This window comes from Pseudomonas sp. NFIX28, from assembly GCF_900107395.1.
In the GTDB taxonomy this organism is placed as follows: domain Bacteria; phylum Pseudomonadota; class Gammaproteobacteria; order Pseudomonadales; family Pseudomonadaceae; genus Aquipseudomonas.
Genome location: NZ_FNPW01000016.1, coordinates 58,677 through 76,841, shown reverse-complemented (window position 1 = coordinate 76,841; position 18,165 = coordinate 58,677). Strand labels below are relative to the sequence as shown.

At 66.1% G+C, this 18,165-nt stretch carries 17 protein-coding genes; 9 read left to right on the top strand and 8 right to left on the bottom strand.

Features of this window, described 5'->3' with window-relative positions:
- Positions 1 to 2 precede the first annotated feature (2 nt).
- From BLV20_RS25505 to BLV20_RS25495, 3 genes are all read left to right on the top strand, one after another.
- Complete coding sequence (locus tag BLV20_RS25505) at positions 3 to 1,091, top strand: diguanylate cyclase (RefSeq protein WP_256577874.1); 1,089 nt, start codon at positions 3 to 5, stop codon at positions 1,089 to 1,091.
- 93 nt (positions 1,092 to 1,184) lie between these two features.
- Positions 1,185 to 2,429 carry a M20/M25/M40 family metallo-hydrolase gene (locus BLV20_RS25500; protein WP_092305187.1) on the top strand — a complete coding sequence of 415 codons (1,245 nt, stop codon included), beginning with the start codon at positions 1,185 to 1,187 and terminating at the stop codon, positions 2,427 to 2,429.
- Positions 2,430 to 3,136: 707 nt separating this feature from the next.
- Positions 3,137 to 3,535 (top strand): carboxymuconolactone decarboxylase family protein, encoded by a 399-nt coding sequence (locus BLV20_RS25495; RefSeq protein WP_092305186.1) that lies wholly within the window; start codon positions 3,137 to 3,139, stop codon positions 3,533 to 3,535.
- 69 nt (positions 3,536 to 3,604) lie between these two features.
- On the opposite strand, the gene astA is transcribed toward BLV20_RS25495, so the two are convergent.
- From astA to BLV20_RS25460, 7 genes are all read right to left on the bottom strand, one after another.
- Positions 3,605 to 4,639 carry an arginine N-succinyltransferase gene (gene astA, locus BLV20_RS25490; RefSeq protein ID WP_092305185.1) on the bottom strand — a complete coding sequence of 345 codons (1,035 nt, stop codon included), beginning with the start codon at positions 4,637 to 4,639 and terminating at the stop codon, positions 3,605 to 3,607.
- A gap of 55 nt (positions 4,640 to 4,694) precedes the next feature.
- The gene (locus BLV20_RS25485; RefSeq protein ID WP_092305184.1) at positions 4,695 to 5,714 is read right to left on the bottom strand and encodes an arginine N-succinyltransferase; all 1,020 of its coding nucleotides are present in this window, start codon (positions 5,712 to 5,714) and stop codon (positions 4,695 to 4,697) included.
- A gap of 191 nt (positions 5,715 to 5,905) precedes the next feature.
- A complete protein-coding gene (locus BLV20_RS25480) occupies positions 5,906 to 7,249 on the bottom strand; it encodes an APC family permease (RefSeq protein WP_092305183.1) in 1,344 nt (447 codons plus the stop codon).
- Positions 7,250 to 7,487: 238 nt separating this feature from the next.
- Complete coding sequence (locus tag BLV20_RS25475) at positions 7,488 to 8,240, bottom strand: N-formylglutamate amidohydrolase (protein ID WP_092305182.1); 753 nt, start codon at positions 8,238 to 8,240, stop codon at positions 7,488 to 7,490.
- Positions 8,224 to 9,570 carry a type I glutamate--ammonia ligase gene (locus tag BLV20_RS25470; RefSeq protein WP_092305181.1) on the bottom strand — a complete coding sequence of 449 codons (1,347 nt, stop codon included), beginning with the start codon at positions 9,568 to 9,570 and terminating at the stop codon, positions 8,224 to 8,226. Before BLV20_RS25470 ends, BLV20_RS25475 begins: the two co-directional genes overlap by 17 nt.
- Complete coding sequence (locus BLV20_RS25465) at positions 9,567 to 10,211, bottom strand: cysteine hydrolase family protein (protein ID WP_092305180.1); 645 nt, start codon at positions 10,209 to 10,211, stop codon at positions 9,567 to 9,569. The genes BLV20_RS25470 and BLV20_RS25465 overlap by 4 nt, the downstream gene beginning before the upstream one ends.
- 2 nt (positions 10,212 to 10,213) lie before the next feature.
- The gene (locus BLV20_RS25460) at positions 10,214 to 11,068 is read right to left on the bottom strand and encodes a MurR/RpiR family transcriptional regulator (protein ID WP_092305179.1); all 855 of its coding nucleotides are present in this window, start codon (positions 11,066 to 11,068) and stop codon (positions 10,214 to 10,216) included.
- Between the two features lie 267 nt (positions 11,069 to 11,335).
- Here BLV20_RS25460 and BLV20_RS25455 point away from each other — a divergent pair, with 267 nt between their 5' ends.
- Together BLV20_RS25455 and cobF are read left to right on the top strand one after the other, a co-directional pair.
- Positions 11,336 to 11,914, top strand: coding sequence for a histidine phosphatase family protein (locus BLV20_RS25455; RefSeq protein ID WP_092305178.1), 579 nt, complete (start codon positions 11,336 to 11,338; stop codon positions 11,912 to 11,914).
- Positions 11,915 to 11,993: 79 nt separating this feature from the next.
- The gene (gene cobF / locus BLV20_RS25450; protein ID WP_092305260.1) at positions 11,994 to 12,758 is read left to right on the top strand and encodes a precorrin-6A synthase (deacetylating); all 765 of its coding nucleotides are present in this window, start codon (positions 11,994 to 11,996) and stop codon (positions 12,756 to 12,758) included.
- A 127-nt stretch (positions 12,759 to 12,885) separates the two neighbouring features.
- On the opposite strand, the gene ftrA is transcribed toward cobF, so the two are convergent.
- Positions 12,886 to 13,863: a transcriptional regulator FtrA gene (gene ftrA, locus BLV20_RS25445; protein ID WP_092305177.1), complete on the bottom strand. Its 978-nt coding sequence runs from the start codon at positions 13,861 to 13,863 to the stop codon at positions 12,886 to 12,888.
- A gap of 103 nt (positions 13,864 to 13,966) precedes the next feature.
- Here ftrA and BLV20_RS25440 point away from each other — a divergent pair, with 103 nt between their 5' ends.
- From BLV20_RS25440 to BLV20_RS25425, 4 genes are all read left to right on the top strand, one after another.
- Positions 13,967 to 14,401: a rhodanese-like domain-containing protein gene (locus BLV20_RS25440; RefSeq protein ID WP_092305176.1), complete on the top strand. Its 435-nt coding sequence runs from the start codon at positions 13,967 to 13,969 to the stop codon at positions 14,399 to 14,401.
- 783 nt (positions 14,402 to 15,184) lie between these two features.
- A complete protein-coding gene (locus tag BLV20_RS25435) occupies positions 15,185 to 15,964 on the top strand; it encodes an ABC transporter substrate-binding protein (RefSeq protein ID WP_092305175.1) in 780 nt (259 codons plus the stop codon).
- 316 nt (positions 15,965 to 16,280) lie between these two features.
- Positions 16,281 to 17,372, top strand: a complete 1,092-nt coding sequence (locus tag BLV20_RS25430; RefSeq protein WP_371914342.1) for a succinylglutamate desuccinylase/aspartoacylase family protein — start codon at positions 16,281 to 16,283, stop codon at positions 17,370 to 17,372.
- 62 nt (positions 17,373 to 17,434) lie between these two features.
- Positions 17,435 to 18,151, top strand: coding sequence for an alpha/beta hydrolase (locus tag BLV20_RS25425; protein ID WP_092305174.1), 717 nt, complete (start codon positions 17,435 to 17,437; stop codon positions 18,149 to 18,151).
- The last annotated feature ends 14 nt before the right edge of the window (positions 18,152 to 18,165 follow it).

The following is an 18,165-nucleotide window of genomic DNA, read 5'->3' as shown; positions in this document are numbered from 1 at the left end:
CCTTGACGCCGCACAACGGAGGAAAGGGACTTTCACTGGCCAGGAGGCTGTACAAATCGCGGATTCTGGGGCTGGCCCTCGGGTTTCTCTGCGTGGCGGCGGGCATGTACCCGCTGCACCCGTCGCCCTGGGTCTGGGCGTTCATGCTGTTCAACGCGTTCATCTGGCCGCACCTGGCGTACCAGTGGGCACGCCGCGCGCGCGTGCCGTTCTGCGGCGAGCACCGGAACCTGCTGATGGACGCCTTTCTCGGCGGGTTCTGGGTCGCGGCCATGCATTTCAACCCGCTGCCGACCACCACCACCTTGTCGTTGATGGCGATGAACAATATCGCCCTGGGCGGCGTGCGCTTTTTTCTCGCGGGCTGCCTGGCGCAAGTGCTGGGGATCGCGGTCGCGCTGCTGCTGTTCGGCGTCGGCTTCGTGCCCCAGACCAGCGCGGTGCAACTCTATGCCTGCCTGCCGATGCTGACCCTGTATCCGCTGGCCCTGGGGTATATCTGCTACCGGCAGGCCAATGTGCTGGCCCTGCACAAGCGCGAGTTGCTGGCCCTGAGCCGCACCGACAGCCTGTCGGGCCTGCTCAACCACGGGGCCTGGAAGGACCAGCTGGAAATCGAATTCCAGCGTTGCCGGCGCCAGGCGGCGAACCCCAACCAGGGCGGGGCCATCGCGCTGATCGACATCGACCATTTCAAGGCCATCAACGACACCTACGGCCATGTCGCCGGCGACATTGTGTTGCGCCAGTTGAGCAAGCTGCTCAAGCAGAACCTGCGCATCAGCGACCAGGCCGGGCGTTACGGCGGCGACGAATTCTGCGTGATCCTGCCGGATGTGCCGCTGGAGCACGCGGCGGAGCTGATGGAGGCCTTGCGTTGCCGTTTCGGCGGGCTGGGCTATGAACAGAACCCGGCGTTGCAGGTCAGCCTGAGCATCGGCCTGGCCGCCTATTCGCCGGAACATGGTGATGCCCTGGACTGGTTGAACGATGCCGACCAGGCCTTGTACGAGGCCAAATCCTCCGGCCGCAACAAGGTCAGCTACCGGCGCGGCGGCCGTTCTCCCAGGCGCCTGCTCAACTCACTATGAGGCCGGCCGCGCTGCATTGCGCCAGCATGGAGAGGGGCGAATTTGTCAGGTAGGGTGGGCGAGCACCTTCCGACACGAAACAAGGATCGATTCATGACGCAAACCTCTCCTCGCTCGTTGCTGGCCGCCCGTATCGGCCTGACCCTCGCCCTTGGCCTGCTGGCTCCCCAGGCCTTCGCCACACCCCACCCGCAAGTCCACAACGATGCGCAGCACTACCAGGGCGATGCCCTGAAATTGCTGGAGCGCCTGGTGAACATCGACTCGGGCTCCGGCTACGAGACGGGGCTGAACCAGGTGAGCGACATCGCCATCGCCGAGTTGGAAAAGCTCGGCGCCCGCATTGAAAAAGTCCCCAATGGCAGCGCCGGCGGCAGCCATGTGCTGGCCACCCTCAAGGGCACCGGCAAGGCCAAAATCTTGCTGATGGCGCACATGGACACGGTGTTCAAGGAAGGCACCGCGGCCGAGCGGCCGTTCCGCATCCAGGACGGTCGCGCCTACGGGCCGGGGGTAATGGACGACAAGGGCGGCATCGTCGCCGGGATCTATGCGCTGAAGGTCCTGGATAACCTCAAGTTCAAGGACTATGCGCAAATCACGTTCCTGCTCGATGCCAGCGAGGAAACCGGCTCGGAGATCGCCACCGAGCTGATCAAGAAAACCGCCAAGGCCCATGACGTGACCCTCAACCTGGAGCCGGGGCGCCCGGCCGATGGCCTGGTGGTGTGGCGCAAGGGCAGCGCCACGGCGCTGGTGGAGGTCAAGGGTAAGGCCGCTCACGCCGGCGTCGCGCCGGAGCTGGGGCGCAATGCGGCGATGGAGGCGGCGCACCAGATCCTGCAACTGGGCAAGCTGGGGGACGAAGAGAAGAAAACCACCATCAACTTCACTGTGCTCAAGGCCGGCGACCGCACCAATGTGATTCCCGACCAGGCCACCGCCAAGGCCGATGTGCGGGCGGCGGTGCCGGAGGAGTTCGACCGCATCGAGAAGGACCTGGCGCGGGTCTCGGCCAACAAGCTGATCGCCGACACCGAGGTCAAGACCACCTTGCAGCGCGGCCTGCCGCCAATGCCGCAGACCGAGAAGTCCGACGCGCTGGTGGCCATGGCCCAGGGCATCTACGGCGAGCTGGGGCGCAAGCTGACCATCGAAGGCAGCGGCGGCGCGGCGGATTCCAGCCTGTCGGCCGGCGTCGGTACGCCAACCCTGGACGGCTTCGGCATCGTCGGCGGCAACATCCACACCGCCGAGGAATACGCCGAAGTCGACAGCGTGGCGCCACGCATCTACCTGCTGGCGCGGATGATCATGGAACTGTCGGCCAAGCCCTGATCCGCATTCCAACGGCCATCACCTGTAGCCGCTGCCGAGCCCGCGAGGCTGCGACAAGGCCCGAAGGGCCTTCATGGGTCTCGAGATCGCCGCGTCCCCTTCGGGGCCGATCGCAGCCTTCGGCAGCGGCTACAGCCGCGCATCGTAGGAGCGAGGCTTGCCCGCGAAGACTGCCATCACCTGTAGCCGCTGCCGAGCCCACGAGGCTGCGACAAGGCCCGAAGGGCCTTCATGGGGCTTGAGATCGCTGCGTCCCTGCGGGCCGATCGCAGCCTTCGGCAGCGGCTACAGCCGCGCATCGTAGGAGCGAGGCTTGCCCGCGAAGACTGCCATCACCTGTAGCCGCTGCCGAGCCCACGAGGCTGCGACAAGGCCCGAAGGGCCTTCATGGGGCTTGAGATCGCTGCGTCCCTGCGGGCCGATCGCAGCCTTCGGCAGCGGCTACAGCCGCGCATCGTAGGAGCGAGGCTTGCCCGCGAAGACTGCTATCACCTGTAGCCGCTGCCGAGCCCGCGAGGCTGCGACAAGGCCCGCAGGGCCTTCATGGGTCTTGAGATCGCCGCGTCCCTTCGGGGCCGATCGCAGCCTTCGGCAGCGGCTACAGCCGCGCATCGTAGGAGCGAGGCTTGCCCGCGAAGACGGCGGCGCAGGCACCTTCGCTGCCCCTGCCTATACTCGAAAGCCTCGTCCCCCAAGCGGAGCCATCCATGAGCAGCAACCACCTCACCGAATACTGTGACGCCAGCCCGCCAGTGCGGGCGGTGTTCGACGACATCATGCGCACCCGCCAGGTCGAGCAGGTGAACAATTTCTGGAAATGCCTGGCGGCCCATCCGCCGACCTTGCAGCGTATCTGGGAGAGCCTCAAGGAAATCATGGCCCCGGGGGCGCTCGACCCCTTGACCAAGGAACTGATCTACGTGGCGGTCAGCGTCACCAACAACTGCCCGTATTGCATCGCTTCGCATACCGCCGCGGCGCGCAAGGCGGGGATGACCGATGCGATGTTCGGCGAATTGCAGGCGGTGGTCGGCATGGCCAATGAAACCAATCGCCTGGCCAATGGTTACCGGGTGCCGCTGGATGACGGATTCAAGCTCGAATAAAGCGGTGATGCGACAGGGCGCCTTGGCGCTGCTCGGGCATCAGCCAGCGCCATGCTCAACGCGGTGTTTTCAGGCCGCCGCGGCCTTGGCCTGGGTGGCCAGCAGCGGCACGGTGCGCACCAGGTCGCCGGGCTGCACTTGCAGGCGCTTGGCGCTGAGGCGATCGACCAGCAGGCAGCCGGACACCAGGCGGCCACGGGCGCTGGTGACGCGGCAGCTTTCCAGCCGGCGGTTGTGGATCAGCCAGATGGGCGCGTCGTCGTCCGGGGTGCCGACCAGCAACGGCAGCACCTGGCTTTCGCGTACTGCGCGGACTTGCCCCAGCTCGGCCTCGATCACCGGCCCGCCGTCGAAGATGTCGATATGCCCCTGATAGGCAAAACCTTCGTGGCGCAGGATGGCCAGCGCCGCCTCGGCGTTTTCGTGCGCCTGGCCGATCGCGGCCTGGGCCGGCTCGCTGAGCAGGCAGGTGTACAGCGGCTGGCGCGGCAGCAGTTCGGCGATAAAGGGTTTGTGGCCGAGGCTGGAGAGGTGGTCGGCCTGGACGAAATCCATCTGCAAGAAATGCCGGCCCAGGCTGTTCCAGAACGGCGAGCAGCCATTCTCGTCGCCTTTGCCGCGCAACTCGGCGATCAGCTTGTCGCCGAACAAATGCGGGAACTCGGCAACGAACAGCAGGCGCGCCAGGGACAGCAGGCGGCCGTTGGTTTCGCGGCGTTGGTCGGGGCGCAGGAACAGCGAGCAGAGTTCCGATTGGCCGGTCATTTCATTGTTCAGGAACAAGGTCGGGATCTGCCGCCGGATCCCCAGGGTCGGCGCCGAATTGACGGTCATGCCGACCCGGTAGCTGTACCAAGGTTCGCGCAGGCCGACCGCGCCGGTCAGGGCACTGATGCCGATCACTTGCAGGTCGTCGTCCTCGAGCACGAACAGGTAGTCGGCGTCGGCCCGTTCCACCTGTTCGGCGAAGGTGCGCTGGGCCCAGCGGATGCGATGGGTCAGGCGTTCCTGGTTGGCTGGCAGGCTGGTCAGCCCCAGGCCCGCGCGCTGGGCCAGGGCCATCAGGGCGGGCAGGTCGGTCACGCGGACCGGGCGAACGATCATGATGCAACTCCTTCTGCACGCCTGTTCAGGCCGCGAATGCAAATGTATCCCAGGGTCATAGGGCTACCAGCCTTACCGGGTCGCCGGGTAGCAGGTGCAGGGCCTGGAGTGTCTGGGCGTCGAGCTCGACCCGGTCTCCCGGCGCCTCGTCCAGATGTACCAGGGCGGCGCGGTATTGCCCCAGCCGTTCGTTGCTGGCCAGCCAGGCCCGGCCGTTGCCGCTCTGCTGGCCGCCCGGGCTGGCCTTGGCCAGCAGGCTGTGGCGAATGGAGCGAATGCCGCTATGGCGGGCGTACAGCGTCGGGCCGCCGTCGAACAGGTCGACATAGTGGTTGGCTTCGAACCCCTCGCGCAGCAGGATCTCGTAGGCCTCGCGGCCCTGCGGGTGGACCTGGCCGATGCAGTCCTGGGCGGCCTTGGGCAGCATCGGGATGTAGATCGGGTACTGCGGCATCAGGTCGGCGAGGAAACTGCGGCTTTGCAGGCCGCACAGGCGCTCGGCCTCGACATAGGGCAAATCGAAGAAGTGCTTGCCCAGGGCATCCCAGAACGGCGAGTGGCCGTCGTCGCTGCTGTAGCCGACGATCTCGGTGATGCTGGTGTCGGCAAAGCGCGACCCATGGGCGGCGATGAACAGCAGGCGAGCCCTGGAGAGCAGTTCCGCCACGGGGCTGCCGACCAGGTCGGCGTCGATGTGAAAGCCGCGCAGCAGGCTGTGGTTGCTCAGGTCCTGGCACAGCGACAGGGTCGGCACGCCATGCTGCACGTTCAGCTCCCGCGAGTTGCTGATGAAGGGGCGGTTGCGCAGGCTGTAGAAGGGCGTGCGATACCCGGCCATGGCGAGGATTTCCGAACAGCCGCGCAACTGGTCGCGGGCCTGGTCGTGCAAGACAAAAAAATAGTTCTCCGGCCCCGGCGCCTGCACGCTGGCGGCGAACGAGGCGCAGGAGTCGAGAATCTTGTCCAAAAGGTGCTGTCGGTCGTCCGGCAGGGAGGTCACCCCCACCAGGCTTTCACGGGCCAGGCGTTGCAACTCCGGCAAATCGTCTGGCGCAACTGGGCGTAAGACCAGCATGGACGTACTCCTGTATCAAAATGATCGACGCCTGGCCAAAAGGCCCTGGCGCCAAACCTGACTATCACTGTCGGTTTCCACGCATTACTGCCACGGCCCGCGAAGACGGGCGATGGCCCGCAGGCACCTGGCGGCGCCCGCTCGGGTTCGCCGGGGCACCTTCATGGTGCTCCGGCGGCCGGGGGTATCGATTAAAGAGGTTCGGCCAGCGCCGTGTTGGCGCCCAGCTTGTTGAGGAAGAACAGGTAGACCAGGCCGATGGCAATCCAGATGCAACCGAGCTTCTGCGCATCGACCCCCATGTTGTACATGATCGCGCAGACGATTAGGAAGCCCACCACCGGGCAAATCAGGTGACGCAGCACCTGGGTCGATTTGTTGCGGCGCCAGTAGTGATTGATCACGGTCAGGTGCAACAGCATGAAGCCGCTCAGGGCGCCGAAATTCACCAGGGAGGTGAGGGTGTCCACCGAGTTGATGAACAGGTAGCAGATCAGCAGCGACAGCACCGCCACCAGGTAGATGCTGATGTGCGGCGTGTTGTGCCTGGGGTGGACCTTGGCGAGGATCTTCGGCAGCTTGCCGTCGCGGGCCATGCCGAACAGCAGCCGCGAAACCGCCGCTTGCGAGGTGATGGCCACCGCCACGCCCCAGGCCAGTGCGGTAGCCACCGCGGTCAGGGTGGCCAGCCAGCTGCCGCCGGCGATTTCGGCGATCTCGTAGAAGGCCGTGTCCGCCGACTTGAAGCCCATGCCGGCGGCCAGGTCGGTGGCGATCCAGGTCTGCGCCACGAAGATCGCGCCCATCACCAGCAAGGTGATCAGCGCGGCGCGGCCGACGCTCTTGCCCGGCTCGCTCTTGACCTCTTCGGCCAGGGTCGAGATGGCATCGAAGCCGAGGAACGACAGCACCGCGATCGACACGCCCTGCATCAGCATGCCGAAGTGGAATTTCTCCGGGCTGTACAGCGGCGCCAGGGTCAGCTGGCCGTTACCGGCGCCGCCGTGCAGGGCGTTCCAGGCATAGAACAGGAAAATCCCCAGCACCACCAGCTGCGCCAGCAGAAACACGATGTTCATCCGCGCGGTGAAGGTGATGCCGCGCAGGTTGACGAAGGTGGCGCTGACCAGGAACGCGAGGATGAAGCCGACCTTGGGAATGTCCGGGTACAGGTGGTTCAGCGCCATGGCCGCGTAGACGTAGAGCAGCGGCGGTATCAGCAGGTAGTCGAGCAGCATCAGCCAGCCGGCGATGAACCCGACATGGGGGTTGAGCCCGCGCTGGGCGTAGGAATAGACCGAGCCGGCAATGGGAAAGGCGCGGGCCATGCTGCCGTAGCTCAGGGCGGTGAAGATCATCGCCAGCATGCCGATGATGTAGGCCAGCGGCACCATGCCCGGTGCTTCCTGGTTTACATAGCCGTAGACCCCGAACGGGGCGATGGGGATCATGAAAATCATCCCGTAGACCACCAGGTCGCGCAGCGTCAGGCCGCGCTTGAGTTCCTGTTTGTAGCCGAATTCTTCAATCTCCATGAAGAGGTTCTCCTTGTCAGCCAAAGGGGGGCGGGTGCCTGTCACGGTGTCGAAGGACGACCGGGGCAGGCAATGTATTTGAACCTGGCAGGTTTAAAGACACGCCACGGCGGTTTCTTATAGTTGTTATACCGGTACAGCAAACAGCTTTTTACAACGACAACTCGGGGCTGGCTCTCAGCCTTTGTTCAATTGTTGATTACACGCATTCATTACCACCGTTCATGACCTCCGGCGATTACAGCAGCGGTGCCAGGTAATCCGTCCAGCACTGGATGGCTTGCGGGGTCCGCAACAGGTCGTTGCGCACCTCGATCAATACCGAATCCAGCCCGCGGGCATCACCGTGCGCCGGCACCGTCATGTCGCTCAAGGCATCGACCTTGTAGGGCTCGTTGCCGGCGATCTTTACGTCGTGCACCGCCATGCCTTCCAGCAGGTGCCGCGCATAACCCTCGGCGCGGTCGAACAGCACGCCCATTTCCAGCGTGCGGCGCTGGCCGTAATAGAGCGGGGTAAAACTGTGGATGCCCACCACCCGCACCGGCCGGCCCGCGGCCAGGCGCGCATCGATCAGCGCGCTCAGGCGTGCATGAAAGGGCCTGAACAACTGCTTGCGGCGGTACTCGCGGGTGGCCTCGTCGAGGTGCTGGTTGCCCGGGATCTGGTAGATCTCGCTCTGCAGCGGAATGCTGTCGTGGGCCTGGCACGGACGGTTGAGGTCAATCAACAGCCGCGAATAATTGGCCGTCAGCAAGCTGGCGCCAAGGGTCTGCGCCAGGTTTTCCGCCAGCTCCAGGGCGCCGGGGTCCCAGGCGATATGTTCGCGCGCCGCTTGCGGGTCCAGGCCGAGGTCGTTGAGCGCCGCCGGGATATACCGGCTGGCGTGCTCGCAGACCAGGATCAGCGGATGCGCGGAGTCTTCGCGCAGCAACCGGTAGGCCGGCCGGGTATAGAGCCCCAGTTCAGCGGTTTCAGTACAGGTGTGCATAGTGTTCACAGAGTTGGGCAGGGGTCAGGTGCTCAGTCAGTTCCACTTCCTTGTTCTTGACGGCGAGGTAGGTTTCCAGCAGCGGGGCGGGCAAGGCTTGCAGCAGCTCCTCGCAGTTGCGCAGGCAGTCCAGTGCCTGCGGCAACGAGGCCGGAAGGGCGACGATGCCGCAACGCTCGCGCAGTTCGGCGCTCAGCTCGTCGGGCACTTCATCGGTCACGGCGCGCAGCGCCAGCTTCTGCTGGATGCCCAGGCGCCCGGCGATCAGCACCACGGCCATGGCCAGGTGCGGCGAGGCGGTGGCGTCCAGCGCGCGAAATTCCAGGTTGTACTGCGGCGCCAGCGGCTTGCCGCCGATGCTCACGGTGGGGCAGATGCGCAGCGAGGCTTCGCGGTTGCGCTGGCCCAGGCAAGCGTAGGAGGCGCTCCAGTGATGGGGCTGCAAGCGTGCGTAGGAAATCGGCGTGGGCGCGGTAAAGGCGCAAAGCGCCGGCAGGTATTTGAGTACCCCGGCCGCCCAGTGCTGGCCGAGGGACGACAGGTCGTTGGCTCGCCCTTGCTCATACAGCACCGGGCTGCCGTCCAGGTCTTGCAGGCTCAGGTGCAGGTGCACGCCATTGCACACCGCGTGCTCCGCGGTCTTGGGCGCGAAGCTCAGGCCCTGGCCGAGCTGCCTGGCGATCTCGCGGGTGACTTCGCGCACGTTCACCGCGCGGTCGGCGGCGGCTACGCCCAGGGTCGGCCGGCAGGTGATTTCGTATTGGTGCTTGCCGTATTCGGGGAGGAACATTTCCGGCTCGACGCCCGCGGCGCGCAAGGCGCTGAGCAGCCAGCCACCGAACTCGGCGCCCTGGCGCTGGGCCTGCAGGGAGAAGGCCAGGCGCTCCGGCTGCGCGCTGGCGCCGTGCAGGTTGAATTCATGCTCGAAGGCGGCGTTGACCTGCAGCCCCAGCTCGCTGGCGTAGCGCTGCACCTCGTTGCGTAGCAGGGTGCGCGGGCAAGCCGCCCAGGGCCGGCCGTCGGTCTCGCAGATGTCGGCGTGGATGAAGTCCAGCGGCGCGGCGCTGGCGTCCGGGCCGTTGCCGACCTGCACCCGGCTGGCCAGGTCGGGGATCAGCCGCAGGTCGCCACGGGCGCCCCAGGGGTTGGGCTCGGCGATGATGTCTTGCGGGGTCAACGCGCTGTTGGCCGGCACCCAGCCGCAGCCGGCGCTGGCGTAACGCTCCAGTTCGTCGCTGGGGAACGAACGGCCACGGCTGACGCCGATCAGGTCGGTGGTCAGCAGGGTGGTCATGGCCACTGGCGTCAACGGCTCGGAGTTCCGGCTCATGCCTGCATCTCCCGCAGGCGGCCGAGCACGGTCTGGGTGTCGGTGATCCAGCAGTAACCCTTGATCGCATTCAGGCAGGCCTGGTGCCGGGCCTCGGTGTAGGTGGCGCAGGCGTCTTCCACCAGGGTCACCAGGTAGCCGCGGTCGGCGGCGTCGCGCACGGCCATGTCGACGCACTGGTCGGTGACGATGCCGGCGACGATCAGGTGGCGGGTCTGCAGGTTGCGCAGCACGTAGTCGATGTTGGTCGAGTTGAAGACCCCGGACGAGGTCTTGGGCAGGACGATTTCGTTCTCCTGCGCCGCCAGCGGAGCGATGATCGCCGCCTGCGGGCTGCCCTTGGGCAGGTGCATGTCCGACAGCTTGTGGTCCAGCGAGCGGTCGCGGCCATCGGCGGTCAGGCTTTCGATAAGGGTGTGCAGCACGTTCTGCCGGGCGCCGCGCATGGCCGCCAGGAGCTGCTGCTGGTTGGGAATCACCTGCTCGCGGGTGCGCTGGAGGAAGTACTCGGCGTCCGGCACCTGCAAGTGCGGGTCGAACTGCGGCTCGAGCCAGGCCCGTTGCATGTCCACCAGCAGCAGGGCGGTGTGATCGACGGTAAAGGGCAGGTCGCGGGGCGAGTGGTGGGGAAGGCAGATCATCCTTATTTGTCCTCCAGCAGGTGAGTGGCGAATTCGTTGCGCAGGGCGTCGATGCCTTCCAGGCGTCGATCCAGGTCGCTGCTGCGCAGGGTCAGGCTGGCCACCAGCGCCTCGACCTGGGCCAGGGCCGGCACCAGGGTGTCGAAGGCCGAGGCCGATTCCACCGGGGCGCTGATAATCAGGTCCGCCAGCTCCCGCAGGGGCGAGGCGTAGATGTCGGTGAACAGCACCACCCGCGCATGCCGCGCCTTGGCGGCGGTGGCCACGCGCAGGGCCTGGCTCTGGTAGCGGCGGTAGTCGAACAGCAAAACGAGGTCCTGGCGCTGCACGTCGTACAGGCGGTCGGGCAGTTGCGCGTTGTCTTCCAGGGCCATGCAGCCGGGGCGCATCAGGCGCAGGTGATTGAGCAGGTAGCTGGCGAGAAAGCTGCTGAAACGCCCGCCGTAGCAGTACAGCGCGTGGCGGCTGTCCAGCAGCCAGTCGACCAGGATGCGCACGTCTTCGGGCTGGGTCAGGGCCTGGGTCTGTTCCAGGCTGCGCAGGCTGCCTTGTAGGTAGTGGCCCCAGGCATCGTCCTGTTGAACGCGGGCCCGTGGCTGCAACAGCGTGCTGGGCGAGCGCAGGCGGTCGTCCATGTCGCTGAGCAGCGCTTCCTGGAACTGCGCATACCCGCCGAAGCCGAGTTTCTTCACCAGCCGCACGATGGTCGGGTCGCTGACGCCGGCGTATTCGGCCAGGCGCGACATGGGCCCCAGGCCATTGCGCGGGTAATGGTCGAGCAGGGCACGGATAACCTTGCGCTCCGAGGGCGTGAGGTCAAGGGCCGGGTCGGTGATCAGGTCTCTGAGAGAGGGCATGCGACGCCTTCGTGGCTGACTGTCGTTTTTGTTTCACTGAAAGTAAAAACAGTATTTATGTAATTTACGCTACATGTCCAGTGAAAAATCCTACCGCCCCCAACGCCGCCGAGGGTGGCCTGAAGGCCTCTGTTTATGGGCTGTCCGGCTGTTTTCCGGGCTCGCGGCCAGTGCGCAGGCGCGGGATGTTAGGAAACCGCCGGCGACCAATGATACAAACGCAGCCGGCTTTGCCCATTGCGTTCATTCACCGTCGAGAGATTCCCCGTGCCGGCCACCCGCCTGACCCTGATCTGCCACGCCCGAACCCTTGCCCAGAAGCTCGCGCGTTTTCCCCTGGACGAACCGCTGGAAATGGATTGGCAGGCGCTGGCGGGCTCGCGGGCCGGCGCGTTCAAGCGCCCGCCGCGCCTGCTCAGCGGGCCGGAGCTGCGGGCCCGGCAAACCGCCGCCCTGTATGGCGCCAGCGTGGAAATTGAGGCCGCGCTGCGCGACTGTGACCTGGGCGACTGGCAGGGCCTGGCCATCGACGATCTGCAACGCGAGCAGCCCCAAGCCCTGCAAGCCTGGCTGGCCGACAGCCATTCGGCGCCCCATGGCGGCGAGTCGGTGGCGCAGCTGTGCGAGCGCGTCGCTTCATGGCTGGCAACGCTGCGCGAGCAACCGGGGCATGTGCTGGCGGTGACCCATCCGCTGGTCATCCGCGCGGCGCTGGTGCATGTCATGCAATGCCCGCTGGCCAGCTTCAATGCCATCGATGTCGAGCCGCTGGCCCGGGTCGAGCTGCGCTTCAACGGGCGCTGGCGGTTGCGCCTCGACGGCGAGCCCGGAAGCCGATCGCGATAGGCCGCCCGGCGGCCGTTCCAGGATGTGCCGCGCCAACCCGGCCATACTCCAGCACAGTATCGACAGCGAGATTCTTGCCATGAAAACCCTCCTGATCATCGGCATCGGCGCCGGCAACCCCGACTACATCACCATGCAGGCGGTCAAGGCGCTCAATCGCACCGACGTGTTCTTCCTGATGGACAAGGGCCAGGGCAAGGACGCGCTGATCGACCTGCGCCGGGAAATCTGCGAGCGCTACATCGAGCAGCCCGGCTACCGTTTTGTGCAAGCGCAAAGCCCGGAGCGGCGGCGTGGCGCCGAGGTGGATTACCAGGCCAGCGTCGCCGAGCTGAACCGCGACAAGCAGCGCACCTTCGAGCGCCTGATCGACGAGGAACTGGCGGACGGCGAAACCGGCGCCTTCCTGGCCTGGGGCGACCCGGCGCTGTACGACAGCACCCTGCGCATCCTGCAGGCGATCCTGGACAGCGGCCGCTGTGTCTTCGAGTTCGAGATGATCCCCGGCATCACCAGCGTCCAGGCCCTGGCGGCGCAGCACAAGGTGCCGTTGAATCGCATCGGCCGTTCGGTGGAGATCACCACCGGCCGGCGGCTGGCGGCGGGGCAGGTGAGCGATGCCGACAGCCTGGTGGTGATGCTCGACGCCGAGGATGCCTATCGCCAGGTGGCCGACCAGGATCTGCACATCTATTGGGGCGCCTACCTCGGCACGCCGGAGGAAATCCTCATCGCTGGCCGGCTCAAGGAGGTCGCGGGGCAGATCGCGCAAGTGCGCCAGGCGGCGCGGCAGGCCAATGGCTGGATCATGGACACCTACCTGCTGCGCAAGCCCGAGGATTGAGGAGGGCTGGGCAGGCGGGTTCGCGGGCAAGCCTCGCTCCTACAGAGGCGGGTTTCGTTGGCGTGACCGAAGGGCTGCTTCCGTAGGAGCGAGGCTTGCCCGCGAAAGCGTCCTCCCATTTACCCAATCACTCGGCGACCACTTTCTCCCCGCGCCCGAACCGCTCGCGATATGCCGAGGGCGGCAGGCCCACCACGCTGCGAAAGGCCACGCGAAAGCTTTCCACCGAGCGGTAGCCGCAGCGCAGGGCGATGGTTTCGGTGTGCTCGCTGCCGCTTTCCAGCAATTCCCGCGCGCGGGCCAGGCGTTCGTGCTGCAGCCAGGCCTTGGGCGAAACGCCGGTGGCGTGGTTGAAGCGCCGCAGGAAGGTGCGTTCGCTCATCAACGCCTGGCTGGCCAGGTCGCGCACTTCCAGTGGTTCATGCAGGCGTTCGCGGGCCCATTGCATGACCCGCGACAGGTCGTTGCGCGGCGTGCGGCTGACCGGCGCCGGAATGAACTGCGCCTGGCCGCCGGTGCGCTGCGGCGACATCACCAGGCGCCGCGCCACCGAATTGGTGACGTGGGTGCCGAAGTCGCGGCTCACCAGATGCAGGCAGGCGTCGATGCCGGCGGCGCTGCCGGCCGAGGTGATGATCTGCCCCGCATCGACGTAGAGCACGTCCGGGTCCACCAGGATGGCGGGGAAACGCTCGGCCAGCTCATCGGTGTATTGCCAGTGGGTGGTGGCGCCCTTTCCGTCGAGCAGGCCGGTGGCCGCCAGGGCGAATACCCCGGAGCAGATCGACAGCAGCCGCGCCCCGCGCGCATGGGCGCGCACCAGGGCTTCGCCCAGCCCGGGCGGCAATGGCTCGCTGCGGTGGCGCCAGCCGGGAATGACGATGGTCCGCGCCTGTTCCAGCAGCTCCATGCCGCCATCGGCCAGCACCTGGATGCCGCCCATGGCCCGCAGCGGCCCGGGCTCGACGGCGACGATACGGTGTTCGTACCAGGGAAAATCGAACTCCGGACGGGCCAGGCCGAAGATCTCCACGGCGATGCCGAACTCGAAAGTGCAGAGGCCGTTGTAGGCCAGGATCGCGACTAAACCGGGGGCGTTGTGCATTTGGCGGAAAGTTACCAGTCAGTGTCTTGTGCGCCACTGTAGCGGCGCCGGGCCTGTCGATAAAGTCCTCTCACACCCAACGTTGTTTTTTGGAGACGCTGCAATGACCAGCCTGGTTCGTGAAATTCCCGCCGCCCCCTCGGCCATCGCCCTGATGCATTTCTCCAACCGCCTGACCTTCGAGACCGATTGCTCGGATGTCTTCGGCAGCCAGGAAGCCGGGGAGGTCGATTTCGTCCTGCTGGACGTGCGCGGCCCGCTGGCCTTCGAGCGCGGCCATGTGCCGGGGGCGATCAGCCTGCCGGGGCGCCTGATCAATGCCGAACGCCTGGCGGCTTACCCGCGCGATACGCTGTTCGTGGTCTATTGCGCCGGGCCACACTGCAACGGCGCCAACAAGGCCGCGGTCAGGCTGGCGGCGCTGGGCTATCCGGTAAAGGAAATGATTGGCGGCTTGACCGGCTGGCTGGATGAAGGCTTCGCGCTCAGCGTGGCGCTGGAGCAGCCGGCGAACACTGTGATGGGCTGTGCCTGCTGAGCCGTCCGCCAGATCGTCGAGGCCCTGCGGGCCTATCGCAGGCTGCGCCAGCGGCTACAGGATCGCGTTCGGCAGGCCCACTGTAGCCGCTGCCGAAGGCTGCGATAGGTCCGCAGGACCTCCGACAATACCCGCCGCAACTCACCACACCGCCTGCCACCGCCGGCAAGGCCGCCAGGCGAACACCGGCAGCCAGATCGTCGCAGGCTGCGCCAGCGGCTACAGGATCGCGTTTGACCCGGCCCCTGTAGCCGCTGCCGAAGGCTGCGATAGGTCCGCAGGACCTCCGACAATACCCGCCGCGACTCACCACACCGCCTGCCACCGACGGCAAGGCCGCCTTCCAGCCAGGCGAACACCGGCAGCCAGATCGTCGCAGGCTGCGCCAGCGGCTACAGGATTGCGTTCGGCAGGCCCACTGTAGCCGCTGCCGAAGGCTGCGATAGGTCCGCAGGACCTCCGACAATACCCGTCGCAACTCACCACACCGCCTGCCACCGACGGCGAGGCCGCCTTCCAGCCAGGCAGACACCGGCGGCCGGGTCGGCTTCCCTGGCGCAGCGGGCAGGGCGTATATCCGACTGCCGGCATGGTGCACAGCCCACGCTTTTGCACCACCACGGGGCGGGCCAGGCGTCGCGCGGACACTGTCGTGGTTTTATATAAGTATTTGTCGCATAAACACAATTTGCCTCCCCGGAGCCACTCTAGACTGCTGGCCACTTCGATTTCCCCCAATCGAATATTTCTGCCAATAAAAGCCTCCGTCTACGGGAGTTATAAATGAAGAAGCTTGTGCTGTTCGGTGCCCTGGCACTGTCCATGTTGTCCCTGACCGCCGTGGCTGACGATGCCAAGCCGATCCGTATCGGCATCGAAGCCGGCTACCCGCCATTCTCGATGAAAACCCCCGACGGCAAGCTCACCGGTTTCGACGTGGATATCGGCGATGCCCTGTGCGAGCAGATGAAGGTCAAGTGCACCTGGGTCGAGCAGGAATTCGACGGCCTGATCCCGGCGCTGAAAGTGCGCAAGATCGACGCCATCCTGTCGTCCATGACCATCACCGACGACCGCAAGAAGAACGTCGACTTCACCATCAAGTACTACCACACCCCGGCCCGCTTCGTGATGAAGCAAGGCACCGAGGTCAAGGACCCGCTGACCGAACTCAAGGGCAAGAAAGTCGGGGTGCTGCGCGCCAGTACTCATGACCGTTTCGCCACCGAGGTGCTGGTACCGGCCGGGATCGAGCTGGTGCGCTACGGCTCCCAGCAGGAGGCCAACCTGGACATGGTTTCCGGTCGCATCGACGCGCTGCTGGCCGACTCGGTCAACCTCGACGACGGCTTCCTGAAAACCGACGCCGGCAAGGGCTTCGCCTTCGTCGGCCCTGAGTACAACGATCCGAAATACTTCGGTGGCGGCGCCGGCATCGCCGTGCGCAAGGGCGATACCGCCCTGGCCGAGAAATTCAACACCGCCATCACCGAGATCCGCGCCAACGGCAAGTACAAGGCCGTGCAGGACAAGTACTTCAAGTTCGACGTCTACGGCGAGTAATTCGCCGGGTTGAAAAAGGCGGCTACCGTGAAGACGGCGCCGCCTTTTTCATGGGCGCTATTTACCCCGTGCGACGGGGCGCTCCTGTAGCCGCTGCCGAGCCCGCGAGGCTGCGATCGACCCCGCAGGGGGCGCAGGGACCTTGAGATGGCTGAAGGCCTTCGGCCTTATCGCAGCCTGCGGCAACGGCTACAGAAGCCACGCCACCCGGCAGCGAACGACGACCTTTTCACGGCCGCGCGAATGCCTCAGTCTACGGACCCCGCCGAACTCCATTTTTCTTCCGGAGCCTTTCATGTAACGCATCGACCATTCCTTGCCCTGGAGCCACCTGGGCACCCAGCGCCAGCTCAGCGTGTTCCGTTTTGGCAGCGGCAGCCGCAAGGTCTATATCCAGGCCAGCCTGCACGCCGACGAACTGCCGGGCATGCGCACCGCCTGGGAACTGAAAAAACGCCTGAGCGAGCTGGAGGCCCAGGGGCAGCTCAAGGGCGTGATCGAACTGGTGCCGGTGGCCAACCCGATCGGCCTCGACCAGCACCTGCAAAGCAGCCACCTGGGGCGTTTCGAAAGCGGCAGCGGCAAGAACTTCAACCGCGCCTTCGTCGAGCTCAGCGGCCCGGTGGGCGATCTGATCGGCGACCGCCTGGGCAGCGATGCGGCGGCCAACGTCGCCTTGATCCGCCAGACCATGGGCGAAGTCCTCGACCGCCTGCCGGCCCCGACCTCGCAGCTCCAGGCCCTGCAACGCCTGTTGCTGCGCCATGCCTGCGACGCCGACATCACCCTGGACCTGCATTGCGATTTCGAAGCGGCAATCCACCTCTACGCGCTGCCCCAGCACTGGCCGCGCTGGCAACCCCTGGCCGCGCGCCTGAAGGCCGGCGTGGCGCTGCTTTGCGAGGACTCGGGCGGCAGCTCGTTCGACGAGTCCTGCTCCACGCCCTGGCTGCGCCTGGCCCGCGATTTCCCGCAAGCAGCCATTCCCCCGGCCAACCTCGCCACCACCCTGGAACTGGGCAGCATGGGCGACACCCGGGTCGAACAGGCCCAGGCCAACTGCGAAGCGATCCTCGGCTTTCTCGCCGAGCAGGGGGTTATCGGCGGCCAGTGGCCGGCCACCCCGGATGCCTGTTGCGAGGGCATGCCGTTCGAAGGCACGCAATACCTGTTCGCCCCGCACCATGGGGTGGTCAGCTTTTTGCGGGAGGCCGGCGAATGGGTGGAGCAGGGCGACGCGATCTTCGAGGTGGTCGACCCGCTGAAGGACATCGTCACCGTGGTACGCAGCGCCACCAGCGGCGTGCTGTTCGCCCTGGACCGCAGCCGCTACACCGAGCCGGGCATCTGGCAGGCCAAGGTCGCCGGCCGCGAGCCGATGCGCAGCGGCAAGCTGACCAACGATTGAGCCCCGCGCCTGGCCACTGAACCGCGTTTGCCCCTGGGCGGGCGCCAACCAAAGGACCTGCCATGTTCAAGTTTCTGTCCCTGTTACTGCTGTGGGTCTGCGCCGCCGCCCAGGCGCAAACGGTGCTCCACGATGACCTGCCGCTGCTTTATCTGGAGCAGGCGCCGGCCGATTCACGCGACCGGCCGCTGGTGATTTTCCTGCACGGCTACGGCAGCAACGAGCAAGACCTGTTCGGCCTCAAGGACGCCTTGCCGGCCGATTACACCTACCTCTCGGTGCGGGCTCCGCAGACCGTGGAAGAGGGCAGTTACCAGTGGTTTCACAAGCAGGGCGAAGGCGCCTATGACGGGGTGACCGCCGAGCTGGCCGACAGCGCCAGGCTGATCGACGAGTTCGTGCGGCAGGCGACCGCCAAGTACCACACCCGCGCCGACCGGGTGGTCCTGGTGGGCTTCAGCCAGGGCGCGATCATGGCCTACGAGCTGGGTCTGCGCCGCCCCCAGGCCGTCCGCGGGATCGCCGCGCTGAGCGGAAAGATCCTGCCGGTGCTGCGCGAGCAGCTCAACAGCGGTGCCGGCCTGGAGCGGCTGGCGATCTTCATCGCCCATGGCACCGCGGACATGCGCCTGCCGTACAGCGACGGCTCCGACGCCGACAGCCTGTTGCGCGGCCTGGGCCTGAGCCCGCGATTCCATGCCTACCCGGGCGTCGGCCACAGCATCAGCGCCAGTGAATTGCAGGATTTGAACCGCTGGTTGCTCAGCCTCAACCCCTGAGCCGACTGACCGTG

What these genes read in the sequence shown, in the direction of transcription:
- BLV20_RS25495 (WP_092305186.1), top strand. Translation starts at nt 3,137, where the DNA reads ATGAGCAGCAACCACCTCACCGAATACTGTGACGCCAGCCCGCCAGTG.
- BLV20_RS25460 (WP_092305179.1), bottom strand. Translation starts at nt 11,068, where the DNA reads ATGCCCTCTCTCAGAGACCTGATCACCGACCCGGCCCTTGACCTCACG.
- BLV20_RS25440 (WP_092305176.1), top strand. Translation starts at nt 13,967, where the DNA reads ATGACCAGCCTGGTTCGTGAAATTCCCGCCGCCCCCTCGGCCATCGCC.
- astA (WP_092305185.1), bottom strand. Translation starts at nt 4,639, where the DNA reads ATGATCGTTCGCCCGGTCCGCGTGACCGACCTGCCCGCCCTGATGGCC.
- BLV20_RS25435 (WP_092305175.1), top strand. Translation starts at nt 15,185, where the DNA reads ATGAAGAAGCTTGTGCTGTTCGGTGCCCTGGCACTGTCCATGTTGTCC.
- ftrA (WP_092305177.1), bottom strand. Translation starts at nt 13,863, where the DNA reads ATGCACAACGCCCCCGGTTTAGTCGCGATCCTGGCCTACAACGGCCTC.
- BLV20_RS25465 (WP_092305180.1), bottom strand. Translation starts at nt 10,211, where the DNA reads ATGATCTGCCTTCCCCACCACTCGCCCCGCGACCTGCCCTTTACCGTC.
- cobF (WP_092305260.1), top strand. Translation starts at nt 11,994, where the DNA reads ATGAAAACCCTCCTGATCATCGGCATCGGCGCCGGCAACCCCGACTAC.
- BLV20_RS25500 (WP_092305187.1), top strand. Translation starts at nt 1,185, where the DNA reads ATGACGCAAACCTCTCCTCGCTCGTTGCTGGCCGCCCGTATCGGCCTG.
- BLV20_RS25485 (WP_092305184.1), bottom strand. Translation starts at nt 5,714, where the DNA reads ATGCTGGTCTTACGCCCAGTTGCGCCAGACGATTTGCCGGAGTTGCAA.
- BLV20_RS25425 (WP_092305174.1), top strand. Translation starts at nt 17,435, where the DNA reads ATGTTCAAGTTTCTGTCCCTGTTACTGCTGTGGGTCTGCGCCGCCGCC.
- BLV20_RS25480 (WP_092305183.1), bottom strand. Translation starts at nt 7,249, where the DNA reads ATGGAGATTGAAGAATTCGGCTACAAACAGGAACTCAAGCGCGGCCTG.
- BLV20_RS25475 (WP_092305182.1), bottom strand. Translation starts at nt 8,240, where the DNA reads ATGCACACCTGTACTGAAACCGCTGAACTGGGGCTCTATACCCGGCCG.
- BLV20_RS25470 (WP_092305181.1), bottom strand. Translation starts at nt 9,570, where the DNA reads ATGAGCCGGAACTCCGAGCCGTTGACGCCAGTGGCCATGACCACCCTG.